Raw genomic sequence first — 12,409 nt, 5'->3', positions numbered from 1 at the left:
GTCGCCGACAGCGGTGGACGGCCCCCGTTTCGGGCCCGACGCGTCGGTCAGTCGGTGCCGAGGAACTGACGCGGGATGTAGCCGGCCTCCTGCGACCAGCCGGTCGGATTCGGGTGTCCGCCCTCCTGGAGCATCCCGAGGCCGATCCGGGTCGGCAGCAGTTGCCTCAGCCAGGGTTCTCCGGCGCAGATGTCGTGGCCGGAGAAGAGCGGGCGAACATCGACATAGCCGATCCGGCCGTTGACGTCGCCCACGTCCTTGACGGTCTCCCGGATGACCTTGTTGAGTCGGTCACCGAGTCGGTTGAGCATGGTCATCTCTGTGGGCGACAGCTTGACGAAAGGCGTCCAGCCGGGCAGGTTCCACAGTGCGCAGTTGACCGGGCCGCTGTCGGGGAAGAGAGCCGGGTAGCCGATGACCTGCACCTGCGCGTCGCCGGAACTGTCAAGCACCTGCTGGTAGGTCGCCGCCAGCATGGGACGCATGCTCTCGATCCTGGCGAGCAAGACCGTCTCGTAGTCGTCGCAGACGTAGTAGACGCAGTACTTGAGCACGTTGGAGAAGCCGGCGTCGTTGCCGCCGATGGACAGGGTCACCAGGTCGACGGGCATGTTCGCGTTCGTCCTGCTCAGCATCCGCACCTGATAATCGGCGGACAGTACCCTGCTGGGGCTCGGGTCGTTGCCCCAGACCTGCGACCGCCACGGTTCCATCTTCGGCTGTGGCTCGCTGCCGGGCTCCGCGGGGATGATGTCCTTGCCCTGCCGGTCCAGAAGCGGGGCGCTGCCGGGCAGGCCGGGCACGATGTTGCGCATCACCGCGCCGGAGCAGGCCACCAGGTCCAGTCTCGCCTTACCCGCATGGGTGAGAGACAGGATGCCCTGGGAGTCCGCCGGGTCCTTGAACAGAGCGGCGTAACTGCCGTAGGACCGGTGGCACTTGCTGCCGTCGCCGTCGACGTAGTTCCGGCCGCCCTCGCCGGAGGCGTAGGAATCACCCATCGCGACGTAGTGCTTGATCCGGCTTGGGGTCGCCGGCACGGTGCGCACCTCCGCGGATCTCGAGCCCTCGGCGTCGAGGTACATCGGGGCGACGCGGTAGGCGTACTCGTTGAGTTCGTGGGCGATCCGGTCGAAGTAGGACTCGGTCCACAGCTGCTGGGGGTCGGCCTGCACGACGGCGAGGAGGCTGAAGTCGGTCTGGCTGGCGACCGCGCGTCGGTACACCCGATAGGAGGCGACCTCGGGCTTCTTGTTCCAGGTGACGCTGGCCCCTGAGGCGGAGCTGACCACGGTCAGTCCGAAGACGTCGGGCACCGGTTCGCCGTAGATGCCGAGGGAGCTTTCGCCGGACGGGGCGCCCGCGGAGATGTCCGACACCCGCAGGGTGGCGTCCTGCAACTGATGGCCGATCAGGTCGGACACGCCGCCGAGGCGGTACGCCCAGGTGCCGGGGGTGTGTGTGAGGCTGAGGGTGCCGCCGTTGACGAACTCGACCTGACGCTGGTCGGGCGCGACCGTCGCGCCGTCGGACTGCTGATAGAAGACAGCGTAGATCTGGACCTTGCATCGGGGGCCGGTGACCGTGGCCGTGACCGTGATGGAGCGGCCCCGGGAGTCGTTGGTGAACCCGCCGGTCAACGTGCACCGGCCGTGCCGGGCCTGGGCGGTCGCGCCGCTGCCCGGGACTCGGCCCTCGTCGAGTGGGGTCATGGACCGCAGCATGGTCGAGTTCGCGGCGGCTGGGGCGGTGGCTGTCGGGCGTTGCAGCGAGCCGCAGGGTTCGGCGTCGGTCGCGGTCAGTGGGGCCAGGCCGTGCGACAACAGGACTCCGGGCTGCTGGCAGATCAGGGAATTGGGCCCGGAGAACACCTCGTTGAGCGGACTGGTGTTGATCGTCGCCTCGGGCAGCGCGTTGTAGACCCGATGGGTCAGCTCGGGCACGTAGCCCGGGTCCAGCGCCATCGGCAGGCTGGGTGGGCCGCCGCCCTGGTCCAGCACGCCGAGCACCGTGGCGCCCCGGCGGTCGGGGGCCGTACCCAGCAGCTGGTCGACGTAGGCGCTGATCGAATACGGCAGCACGTAGACCCCGGTCAGACCGCTGGCGTCGTTCTCCGCGAGGGCCGACCCGCCAGTGGTGGTACGCACGCACGGATAGGTACCGTCGGTGAGCAGCGGCTCGTCGATCTCCAGGAAGGCTGCGAAGGCGGTGCGTACGGCACCGGCGACGGGCAGCAGGGGCGTGACCGTCGGGTCGGCGCAGGTGTAGATCGCTTGCAGCCGGGCGAGGGACAACCGGCGTGTGAAGGCTACGTCCCCGCGCACGGCGAAGGACACATTCTCCGGGTACGCCGCGTCGTTCGGCCGGATCGGGGCCGGCCCGACCGGATCGGTGACCGTGCCCAGTACCGCCCGGCCGCGTAGGTCCGGGGCGGTGGTGCCGGCCTGGGCGAGGTAGTTGGCCACCGAGTACGGCACGATCGCGGTGTTGGTCAGCACCCGCCCGTCATTGTCCGCGACCAAACGGCCGGCCGCGTCGGTCGATTTCAGACAGCTCAGGCCGGCGGCCTCCGCCGCCGTGATGGACAGGTACCGCAACCAGGTCGCCCGGAGCTCGGAGCCTGCCGCCGGCAACATCGGGGTGAGCGCCGCGTCGCCGCACCGGTAGACGTTCTGCAACTGGGCCCGGGTCATCCGTCGCGGGGCCGAACCGCCGGCCGGTACCGCGAAGCTGACGCTGTCCAGCGCGTAGGGCGCGTACACCAGGGCGGGGTCGCTCGGCGAGGCGACCGGGTCGCGGTTGGAGACCCGAGCGAAGTCCACGCAACCGTCGCCGCGCCTGCGGGATTCCAGCAGGGCCGACACGCCTTGGGCGTCGTCGGCCGGCCGGGGAATGCCGCAGGGCAGGCCGGCGTCCGAACCGCTCGACCAGTAGGACGAGAGCTGCTCGGCGTTGTCGATGTGGATGGTCGAGGACATGTCGCCCATCACCGGCGCGGTGCTGGCCGAGCCGACCCCGACCAACTTCCCGTTCCCGGTGTGGCGTTGGCTGTCGGGTGTGCCGCCGCCACAGGCGCCGTTCGGCAGGGTCGTGAAGCCGTACAGCCGGATGGTGTAGCTGTCCTTACAGAGCAGGGAGTTCTCCCCGACGAACGTCTCCTTCCACGGCGTCGCGCCCAGCTTCGCTGTGGGCACGGCGATGTACACGTCGTGCACGAGGGCCGGGCTGTAGTTCGGGTTGCCGACGTACATCGGCCGCGCCGGGTAGGTGCCGATCTCCCCGAGAGTCGCCGCGCCGCGCATGTCAGTGGCCAGACCGAACGACTGCTGGATGAACTGGGTGACCGAGAACGGCAGGATCCCGTCACCTGGCAGCGTCCGGGTGTCGTTGGCGGAGCTGCCGACGAACCCGATGCACGGGTAGTCGCCGTTGGCGATGTCGGAGTCCCGGATGCCCATCATCGTCAGCCAGGCGTCCCGGACCGGCGAGACGCCGGTCGGTAGCAGCGGCCTGACCGTGACCCCGGAGATCGTGGAGTTGTAGCACCGGTATAGGCGCTGGAGCTGGACCAGGGTCAGCCGCTGCGGCAGGTCCGGAGAGGTCGTGGCCCAGCTGACGTCACCGTCGTATCCGAATCGGTTGACGGCCAGCGGGGCACCGCCATCGCCGCCTGTCGCGCCGGTGATCCGGCCGACGGCGGCATTCGTGACGGTACTCGGCACCGTCTCGGCTGACTGGGAGGCGTACTGTGCGATCGAGAACGGCAGAATCGAGGTGCCGTCGAGCGCGCTGGCGTCGTTCTCCCGGGGTACCTGGCTGACGCACGATGCGACCTGGCCCTCCGCGATCGACAGAAAGTCCAGCCAGATCGCGCGCAGCCGGCTGCCCACCGGCGGCAGTAGTGGCCGGTAGGCGGTGTCCTGGCAGGTGTAGATCCCGCGCAGCCGGTCGGCGTCGAGCAGCCGAGGTACCGAACCGGTCCGTGACACCAGGAAGGTGACCGTGTCGCGGGCGAATGGCAGGTAGGTCACGCTGTCGGGTGTGGGTTCCGGCACGTAGGACAGACGGGCGAAGTCCACGCAGCCGTCTCCGGCGGCCATGGAGGCGCGCAGCGCGGTAAGGCCGGCGGCGTCGGTGCCGGGCCGGGCGATGGTGCAGGTGTCCTTGGGGTGAATCGTCGCCGAGCCGGTCGCGTCAAAAGAGCCGACCACGGGCTGGCCGTTGAGCGTGAGCGTTCCGCCGAGCGCGTTCATGACATCGGCGGTGGTGCCCGAGCCAACCCCGGTCAGCGGGCGGAAGGCGGGAGTACCGCCCGGATCCGCTGCCGCGCCGGTACTCATCAGCAGGGCAGCCGCCACAATCGAGGCCACCAGGCCTGCTGTGAACGAACCTGGTCGACGGCGTCGATGTGTGTGGAAATCGTACATGGTGACTTTCCCCCGTTGCCTTGCCATGATCGCGTGCAGGCAACGCTAGTGAGAATCCGCCCGCCAGAACGCCCGCCCGGTTGAACAACGGACACCTAGTGGATCAACGCACGGGGGTGTCGCAGCTGGGCGCGGCTAGCAATCAGCGCCCAGGCCAACGCCCTGGTCACTGCGCCTCGCCACAGTGACCAGGGCGGCCAATCTCGACGCCCGTCCAGCTGTTACCAACCCGCCCCGAAATGCTCCCGGTAGACATTGCGGCTGCGGGCTCGGCGGCCAGGATGACGGGGCCGCTCGGCCGGATAGCCCACCGACACCAGGAGCGCGATGGCCAGATCCTCGCGGTCGTCGATGCCAACAGCCTTCTTCACGAGTGCCTCGTCCCACCCGTTCATCGGCGACGTGGCCAGCCCCAACTCCGTGGCCGCCAACATCACGAAGCTGGCGGCGATCATGGCGTCCTTGACCGCGTACTCGCGCAGCAGTCCGCGGTCCTGGAGCCCGGCCTGAAACGCCGTCGACGCGGTGGAGAACATCGCGATGAACTCCTCGCTCCAGGCCCCGTTGCCGCGTGCGTGGGCATAGACGTCGCTGCGATCCTCCCGCCAGGCCCACGGTTCGGCCACGAAGACCAGAACCACCGGGGCCTCCTGCGGCTGGGGCTGCCCGCCCGTCGCCAGGGTCAGGCCGGCACGGCCCTCCTCGCTGGACACCACGATGATGGACCGATCCTGAAGGTTCCAGCTGGTCGGCGCCTCGATCGCCAGGTCCAGCAGTGTTTCGAGGTCGGCGCCAGGGACGGGGTCGGGTCGGTAGTGGCGGACTGCGCGGCGGGTACGGATGGCGTCTGCGACAGAGAGCGTGCGGTTCGTCATGCACTAACTATCAGAGAGTCGCTCTCCTTTCGGAAGAAGGCACTTGAGAGTGCGTTACTCTCCCAAGGGTGCGCACCATCGTGGAATCCTCCGGCCTGCCCGCCGACGTCTACTCCGCCGAGTGCCCCACCCGGCAGGTCCTCAACCACATCGCCGGCAAATGGACGATCCTCATCGTCGACGCCCTGATCGACGGCACCATGCGCTACACCGACCTGGCCCGACGCGTCCAGGGCGTCTCGCAGAAGATGCTCACCCAGACCCTGCGCCAACTCGAGGCCGACGGATTCCTCACCCGTACGGTGCACCCGACCATCCCGCCCCGGGTCGACTACGACCTGACCGAGCTGGGCCGTAGCCTGGCCGGCCCGATCGCCGCGCTCCGGGAATGGACCGAAGCCCACATCAACGAGATCGAGAAGGCCCGGCAGCGGGCCAGCAAGTGACTCGCTCGGGTCCGTTGACCACCCCGTTTCATCGCGGGACCCACCGACCACGGATCACCGCACTCCCGCGACGGTGAGGCGGCCCGAGCATCGCTGGACCGTGTCGATGTAGCCGTGCTTGGCGTACATCCGGATCGCTGACGTGTTGGCGCTGTAGACACTCAGCGCCGCCACACCGTAGTCGGCGATCAGCCGGCGGGTGAGTGCGGTGGTGAGCGCCGAGCCGAGGCCCTGGCCCTGAAAGTCGGGGTGCACCGCGAACCCGCCGAACATGCCCACCCCGGATCGACCGACGTCGGCGGCGACCGCGGCGATCCGGCCGGCGACGCGTACGCCGAGCCAGGCGATCACCTGCGGCTGGCCGGGTCGGACCTGACTCGCCGGCAGCGCGAGGTCGAGGACGGCATTGATCTCGTCCGCGTCACGCCGACCGTCGAGCACGACCATGGTGGGCGCGGACGGGTCGAGTTCCTGGATCGTGTGCGTCCACCGGAATTCCCACTCGTCGGTCTGTCCAGCAAACGGCAGCTCGATCCCGGGCGGTCCGTGCAGCCCGTCGAGCCCGGCCAGGTCGACCATGTCGATGAGCCGGCGCGCGTCGCCGGGAGGGCCCACGAGCAGGGCGGAGTGGCCGTCGCCGGCGGCGTACCGGACGAACAGCGCGTCGCCGAGCCGGTGACCGGTGGCCTCGCCGCGCAACTGGTAGCGCAGATACGGCGAGTCGGCGACCGCGAGGATGGCCCCACGGTCGGGCAGCAATTCATGATCCACTCCGCCGACGATAGTACGGAGGCCGCCGTCATCGAGAACCCGAGCCGTCACGACGACACCCGCGCGGTGTCGGCGGCAACCTGGTCCTGGCCGGCGCCGACGGACTCGCGGCACGTGGCGTGCCGGATCAGCGCGGCCACGGCGAGCACCGCGATCAGCGCACACACCCCGACCCAGCCCAGTGTCGTGTACAGGCGTGTCCCGAGCCACGAGCCCGCGCCGCCGCTGACGTAGGCGCAGGTCATGTAGGCCGTGTTGAGGCGACTGCGCGCGTGTGTTGCGATGCCGTAGATCCGTACGCCGTTGGCGACCATCCCGGACTGCATCGCCACGTCGAGCAGGAGCAGGCCGACGGTCACGGCGATCAGCCCGACGGTGCCGCCGGCCGCACCGAAAGCCAGCACCGCCGCGGAGGCCGCCATGCCGGCGAGGGTCACCCGGTTGACCGCGTCGGGGCCGTGCCGGTCCACGAGTCGACCCGCGAGCGGCGCGCACACCATGGTGGCCGCGTTGACCAGTGCCAGCAGTCCCACCGCGCGGGCGTCGAGGCGGTACACCGGCCCGGTGATCAGCATCGCCACGCACGTCCAGGCGACGGAGAAACCGGCGAACGCGGCGGCCTGGTTCAGGCATGACCGGCGCAGCGGCGGTTCGGTGCGCAGCAGTCGCAGCGGCTGGATGACCAGCGTGCGGTAAGAATGCCGCGACGTGGGCGTGGTGTCGGGCAGCGCCCGCAGGAGCACGAGCGCCATGGCGAGGGTGAACACGGCCGCGATCAGGTACGGCGCCCGCCAGCCCAGCGCCTCGCCGAGCATCCCGCCGAACGCCCGGGACACGAGCATGCCGGCGATCGACCCGCTCAGCAGCGTCCCGCTGACCACGCCGCGCCGGTGCGCCGGTACCAGCCCCGCCGCCAGCGGGCCCATGATGGGTGCCACGACAGCGGTGACCCCGACCAGCAGACTGGCCCCGACCAGCGCGGGAAGGTCCGGGGCGAGGCCCGCGCCCGCCAGCGCCAGGGTGGTCAGGCCCAGCAGTGTCACCAGCAACGGCCGGTGCGGCAGCCGGTCACCGAGCGGGACCAGCAAGAGGATTCCGAGGGCGTACCCGACCTGGGTCGCGGTCACCACACCCGCGGCGGCGTCCGGGTCCGCCCCCAGCCCGGCGGCGACCAGGGGGCTGATCGCCTGCGGAAAATAGATGGTCCCCACGGCCACGCCGCAGGTCAGGGCGAGTATTCCGACCAGCCGGCCGGTCACTGTCGTCGTCACGCCGTCCAGTCCACGACGGGACGGGCCGGCCGCGGAATCGATGTAGGCTACACCTTAATGATCATCTACGAACTCGGCGTCGAGGACCTCGCCGACACCCGCTTCGCGATCTCCCCGATCAACGAGACCGTGCTCAGCCTGCGGATCCTCCGCGACCCCGGCGTGCACGCGCTGCACCTCCCCTGGCGCCGCACGGCGTTGAGCCGGCTCGACCCGGCGGATGTCGACCTGCTGGTGTCACTCGTCGGACCGCGCCTGACACTGCCGGACTTCCTCACCCCGCGGCCCACGACGTTCGCGCCGACCTTCGCCGACGAAATGGCGGTCCTGCTGGCCACGCCCGCCGAGCTGATCCGCCGCGACCTCACCGCCGCCCACGCACCGAGCCCCGTGCCCCACCAGTTGCGCACCGAGGACGAGCACACCGCCGCGACGTTGCGCGACGCCATCGGCGACGTGCTTCACCGGTACTGGAGAATCGCGATCGAACCGTTCTGGGCACACCTCCGCCTCGTCGCGGAAGCCGACATGACCTACCGCGCCCGGCAGTTGGCCGTCGGAGGCGCACGGCTGCTGTTCGCCGACCTGCACCCGCACGTGCGCTGGCGCGACGGCGCCCTGACGATCGACCGGATGATCAGCCAGTTCCGGGTCGCGGCGGCCGGGCACGGGCTACTGCTGATGCCGTCGGTGTTCGCGCACAAACCGGCCCCGCCGGTCACCTCCGACATGCCACCGGCACTGACCTACCCCAGCCGCGGCGTGGCGACCCTGTGGGCGGCCCCGACCGTGGACCCGACCGCCCTGGACGCGCTGATCGGCGTGGCGAAGGCACGCCTGCTCGGCCTGCTCGACGAGCCACTGTCCACCAGCGAGATCGCCCGCCGGGTCGGCGTGAGCCCGAGTGCCGTGTCCCAGACCCTGCGGGTGCTGCACGACACCGGGCTGGTCACCAGATCCCGCAGTGGCCGACAGACCCTGTATCGACGCAGTACCCTCGGCGATCAACTCACCAGCTCCACCGCATAGTGGTCACGGCATCGGTGACGGGAACCGCCGGTCCTGGCTGGCTCCACCCGACCGGGGTGGTGGCGCAGCCGGCCACGGTGACGTTACATTCATGGACATGAGTCACATGGTGTCCGTGACATTCCGACGCGACTGGACAGACGAGTCCGGCGTGATCCACCGCGCCGGCGAAGAGACGCAGGTGCCGGAGAGCCTGCTGGCCGCGCTGATCGAGGACGGCTACGTCGGGTTGGGCCTGTCGGACGAGCCCGGGATCCAGCAGGACTGGATCGGGCCGGGCTGATGGGTTCTGAACCCGACAACGAGGGCATCCAGTTGCTGGCCGCTGTCGTCGAGCGGGAGCTCACCTTCCAGGACAGTCGCAAGGCTTCCTTGGAGAACAGGGGCAACAACGTCATCACCACATCCGGTGGCCTCGTCGCACTGCTGTTCGCGCTGGCCGCGCTGGTGACGCAGGCCAACGGGTACCAACCGCCCGGCGAGGCCGTCGTCATCGTCCTGCTGGCCCTGCTGCTGTTTGTCGCCGCAGCGGTTCTGGGCCTGCTCACCAACGCCGTACGCAACTATGCCCGAGCCAACGCGGACCAGCTTCAACGCACCGTGGAGGGCTCTTGGCGCGTGCTGACCGCCCGGGGAGCGCTGCGGATGATCGTGGACAGCAACCTCGACGTGCTCCGATACGCGCAGCGACAGAACCGGGGCAAAGCCCAACTTCTGCGCTGGGCCATCCTGGCCGAGGTGACCGCCGTTGCGTTGCTCGCCGCCGCGGTTGGCGTGATTCTGACCCACGCCCTGCACTGACAAGCAGCCGCACCTGCGACACCGGCCTCGATATCCTTCCAGCACACGGGTACCGGGCCTCAGGGGCTTGACCTCAAGTCCGCTTGAAGCGCGAAGCTGATCGACGTGAGCACAGAGCAGAGCCCCGACATCGAAGCCATCCGCCAGGTCATCGCCACCATCGAACACTCCCAACGCAACGAGTCGCCCGAGGAGTTCCTGAGCCTCTTCCGGCACGACGCGATCTGGACCACCGCCGGCGGCAGACTGCTGTGGGGCCTGACCGAGATCGCCGACTTCACCCGCCAGGCGCTGCCGGGAGCGATGGCGCAGCAGACCGTCACCTACGAACTGGTCGACGTGCTGTTCATCCGACCCGACGTCGCGGCGGTCAAAGGACGCGGGCAATACCGCACCCTCGACGGCGTGCCACAGGGCAACCCGACCACCCCGATGTACGTCCTGGCCAAAGAGGAAGGCCGGTGGCTGATCACCGCCGCCCAGAACACCGAACAGCTCCCCGGCTGACCACGGGCGCGGGGCCATGGCCGCCGTCGGCTCCCAGATCTCGCGTCACCCGTTCATGATCGGCTTTTCGCCCAGCTGGTGGCAGCCGATACCCGGCAGCTTCGTATTGTTGGGAGCTGTGCGCACTCGGATGGTGTTGGTCAGACATGGCGACTCGGTACACAAGGCACAGCGCGTGGTCGGCGGCCCACGGACATGCGGCGGCCTGACCCCACTCGGCCACGAGCAGGCCGCGCGGCTCGCGTCGCGCATCAAAGGTCAAGCCGCCGACTGGGGTCGCATCGCGGTGTACTCCTCGACACTGCGGCGCGCGCGGGAAACCGCGGCACCGATCTCTGAACAGCTGGGCGTCCCCGCCGCCACCGACTGCGGGCTGTGCACGTGGCACACGCCCCCGTACGCCGACGGGATGCCGATCGCCGAACTACGGCGCGACCACAGTGTCGACGGCGGCGGAGTCTTCCGCCCGTTCGAACGCGACAACGAGACGTGGGCGGAGCTGGTCACCCGGGTGTCCAGGACGCTCGTCGACATCGCCGCACGCCACCGGGGCGGGACAGTCCTAATCGTGGGGCACGCCGAGACCGTCGCGGCATCGTTCGGCGGACTGGGGCTGCTCGGGCACTACTACCCCTTCGAGGTGGCGAATGTGCGCAACGCCGCCGTCACCGAGTGGGTCACCGACGACGATCCGGCACAGTTCCCGCCGGCACGCTGGACACTCGTACGCTTCAACGACGCCTCGTAGCCGGGCTGCCACGGGACTGTCGGGGTACAGACTCAGCGCACGCTCCTACGCGCCGCCGCCCCGTCGGCACCTCCCGCGCCGGCCGGGCGGTCGCGGGCCGTCCCCAGCCAGCGGCATTCACACACGCGGTGATGCCGGCTGGGCTTCTGGCGCGGCGTCGGCGTAGCTGGCCCGGCGCAACGGCGAGCAGTACGCGTAGCCGCCGGCCACGGCCAGGCCGACGATCCCCGCCCACAGCGCGCACCGGTCGCTGGTGTGGTCGGCGAGCAGCCCGCCGAGCGGGGCGCCGATCACGACCGCCGCCCGGTTGACCGACCGGATCGTGCCGCCCATCCGGGCCTGGAGCGCGTCGGGCGTGATCGACTGCCGCCAGCCCATCTCGACCGGTCCGCACACCCCGAGGAGGAACCAGAAGCCGAACAGGCCGAACGCGACCATGGGCAGCGCGGCCGACCCGGGCCGGGCGAACACGACCAGCAGCCATGGCAGAGCCTTGGCCAGGGAGCACAGCACCATGGTGGGGCCGGCGTCCAGGCGGGCGGACAGCCGGCTGGACAGCGCGTTGCCCAGCACCGCGCCGACGCCGCCAGCCGCGTAGACCAGGCCCAGACCGAACGCGCCCAGCCCGAGCTGGCCCTTCTCGACCACGAAGAAGGTGAGCACCGTGGTCAGCGCGCTGTGGACCAGGAACCACAGGTGCCCGTTGATCGCGTGCGCGCGCAGGAGGCGATGCCGGTACACGTAGGACAGCCCCTCGCGCAGCTCACGGACCAGATCACGGCGCTCGTCCGGCTGGGGCGCCGGTTCGGAGGTGCGGATCGTGGCCAGCACCAGGCCCGAGGCGAGATAGCTGACCGCGTCGACGACGATCGCGATCGGGGCCGTGATCACCCTGATCAGCACGCCGCCGAGCGCCGGCCCGGCGGTCTGCGCCAGGTTCGTGGTCAGCTGGAGCTGGGCGTTGGCCGGGGTGAGCAGCTCCCGGGGTACGAGTCTGGGCAGGTACGCCTGCTCGGCGGTGTCGTAGAGCAACGACAGCATGCCGAAGCAGAACAACAGCCCCGCCAGGGTGGTCAGGCTGAGCGCCTCACCCAGGTAGAGCAGCGGGATCGCGGCAAGCAGCAGGCCCCGCCCCAGGTCAGACCAGACCAGGACGGGCCTGCGCCGGTGCCGGTCGATCAGCACGCCCGCGACCAGGCCGAACAGCAGGTAGGGCAGCCAGCGGGCCGAACTGACCAGCCCGTACTCGGTGGCGCTCGCCCGCAGCCCCTCCACCACGAGGATCTGGAGCGCGATCGTGGTGATGTGGGTGCCGAACACCGAGACCGTGCTGGCGGCCCAGAAGCGTCGGTAACCGTCGATCTGGACCAGTCTGCTCATGATCAACACTATGGCAGACCGAACCGACGTGGCACCGCCCCGCGCTGGCGGGCGGCGCGCTGCTCGGCTTCCTGCTGCTGCGCCCTTGTCTGGCGGCTGCCGAGGGGAGGGCTGAGGTCGCCGAACCCCAGCCCCGCTCCCAGCGAATCCCCGG

11 protein-coding genes are annotated in these 12,409 nt (G+C 69.9%); 6 read left to right on the top strand and 5 right to left on the bottom strand.

Features of this window, described 5'->3' with window-relative positions; translation table 11 throughout:
• Nucleotides 1–47: 47 nt before the first annotated feature.
• Nucleotides 48–4,370, bottom strand: coding sequence for an SGNH/GDSL hydrolase family protein (locus IW245_RS42000; protein ID WP_197001690.1), 4,323 nt, complete (start codon nucleotides 4,368–4,370; stop codon nucleotides 48–50).
• Nucleotides 4,371–4,648: 278 nt separating this feature from the next.
• Nucleotides 4,649–5,302, bottom strand: coding sequence for a nitroreductase family protein (locus IW245_RS03125; protein ID WP_197001689.1), 654 nt, complete (start codon nucleotides 5,300–5,302; stop codon nucleotides 4,649–4,651).
• A gap of 68 nt (nucleotides 5,303–5,370) precedes the next feature.
• Between IW245_RS03125 and IW245_RS03120 the strand changes: the two genes are divergently transcribed.
• Nucleotides 5,371–5,748: a winged helix-turn-helix transcriptional regulator gene (locus tag IW245_RS03120; protein ID WP_197001688.1), complete on the top strand. Its 378-nt coding sequence runs from the start codon at nucleotides 5,371–5,373 to the stop codon at nucleotides 5,746–5,748.
• A 54-nt stretch (nucleotides 5,749–5,802) separates the two neighbouring features.
• Here IW245_RS03120 and IW245_RS41995 read toward each other — a convergent pair whose 3' ends face one another.
• Together IW245_RS41995 and IW245_RS03110 are read right to left on the bottom strand one after the other, a co-directional pair.
• Nucleotides 5,803–6,519 (bottom strand): GNAT family N-acetyltransferase, encoded by a 717-nt coding sequence (locus IW245_RS41995; protein ID WP_197001687.1) that lies wholly within the window; start codon nucleotides 6,517–6,519, stop codon nucleotides 5,803–5,805.
• A 47-nt stretch (nucleotides 6,520–6,566) separates the two neighbouring features.
• Nucleotides 6,567–7,790 carry an MFS transporter gene (locus IW245_RS03110; protein WP_233473174.1) on the bottom strand — a complete coding sequence of 408 codons (1,224 nt, stop codon included), beginning with the start codon at nucleotides 7,788–7,790 and terminating at the stop codon, nucleotides 6,567–6,569.
• A gap of 57 nt (nucleotides 7,791–7,847) precedes the next feature.
• Between IW245_RS03110 and IW245_RS03105 the strand changes: the two genes are divergently transcribed.
• The 5 genes from IW245_RS03105 (at nucleotide 7,848) to IW245_RS03085 (ending at nucleotide 10,875) form a co-directional block, all read left to right on the top strand.
• Complete coding sequence (locus IW245_RS03105) at nucleotides 7,848–8,819, top strand: ArsR/SmtB family transcription factor (RefSeq protein ID WP_197001686.1); 972 nt, start codon at nucleotides 7,848–7,850, stop codon at nucleotides 8,817–8,819.
• 97 nt (nucleotides 8,820–8,916) lie between these two features.
• Nucleotides 8,917–9,102 (top strand): hypothetical protein, encoded by a 186-nt coding sequence (locus tag IW245_RS03100; RefSeq protein ID WP_197001685.1) that lies wholly within the window; start codon nucleotides 8,917–8,919, stop codon nucleotides 9,100–9,102.
• Nucleotides 9,102–9,620 (top strand): hypothetical protein, encoded by a 519-nt coding sequence (locus IW245_RS03095; protein WP_197001684.1) that lies wholly within the window; start codon nucleotides 9,102–9,104, stop codon nucleotides 9,618–9,620. The genes IW245_RS03100 and IW245_RS03095 overlap by 1 nt, the downstream gene beginning before the upstream one ends.
• A gap of 105 nt (nucleotides 9,621–9,725) precedes the next feature.
• Nucleotides 9,726–10,127 carry an SgcJ/EcaC family oxidoreductase gene (locus tag IW245_RS03090; protein WP_233473175.1) on the top strand — a complete coding sequence of 134 codons (402 nt, stop codon included), beginning with the start codon at nucleotides 9,726–9,728 and terminating at the stop codon, nucleotides 10,125–10,127.
• Between the two features lie 130 nt (nucleotides 10,128–10,257).
• Nucleotides 10,258–10,875: a histidine phosphatase family protein gene (locus IW245_RS03085; protein ID WP_231399221.1), complete on the top strand. Its 618-nt coding sequence runs from the start codon at nucleotides 10,258–10,260 to the stop codon at nucleotides 10,873–10,875.
• Between the two features lie 117 nt (nucleotides 10,876–10,992).
• On the opposite strand, the gene IW245_RS03080 is transcribed toward IW245_RS03085, so the two are convergent.
• The gene (locus IW245_RS03080; RefSeq protein ID WP_197001682.1) at nucleotides 10,993–12,255 is read right to left on the bottom strand and encodes an MFS transporter; all 1,263 of its coding nucleotides are present in this window, start codon (nucleotides 12,253–12,255) and stop codon (nucleotides 10,993–10,995) included.
• Nucleotides 12,256–12,409 lie beyond the last annotated feature (154 nt).

The organism is Longispora fulva, assembly GCF_015751905.1.
In the GTDB taxonomy this organism is placed as follows: Bacteria; Actinomycetota; Actinomycetes; order Mycobacteriales; family Micromonosporaceae; genus Longispora; species Longispora fulva.
Note: the sequence above shows the minus strand (reverse complement) of the source record. Positions and strands in the feature narration are given on the sequence as shown.

What these genes read in the sequence shown, in the direction of transcription:
- IW245_RS03125 (WP_197001689.1), bottom strand. Translation starts at nt 5,302, where the DNA reads ATGACGAACCGCACGCTCTCTGTCGCAGACGCCATCCGTACCCGCCGC.
- IW245_RS03105 (WP_197001686.1), top strand. Translation starts at nt 7,848, where the DNA reads ATGATCATCTACGAACTCGGCGTCGAGGACCTCGCCGACACCCGCTTC.
- IW245_RS03100 (WP_197001685.1), top strand. Translation starts at nt 8,917, where the DNA reads ATGAGTCACATGGTGTCCGTGACATTCCGACGCGACTGGACAGACGAG.
- IW245_RS03095 (WP_197001684.1), top strand. Translation starts at nt 9,102, where the DNA reads ATGGGTTCTGAACCCGACAACGAGGGCATCCAGTTGCTGGCCGCTGTC.
- IW245_RS03085 (WP_231399221.1), top strand. Translation starts at nt 10,258, where the DNA reads ATGGTGTTGGTCAGACATGGCGACTCGGTACACAAGGCACAGCGCGTG.
- IW245_RS03080 (WP_197001682.1), bottom strand. Translation starts at nt 12,255, where the DNA reads ATGAGCAGACTGGTCCAGATCGACGGTTACCGACGCTTCTGGGCCGCC.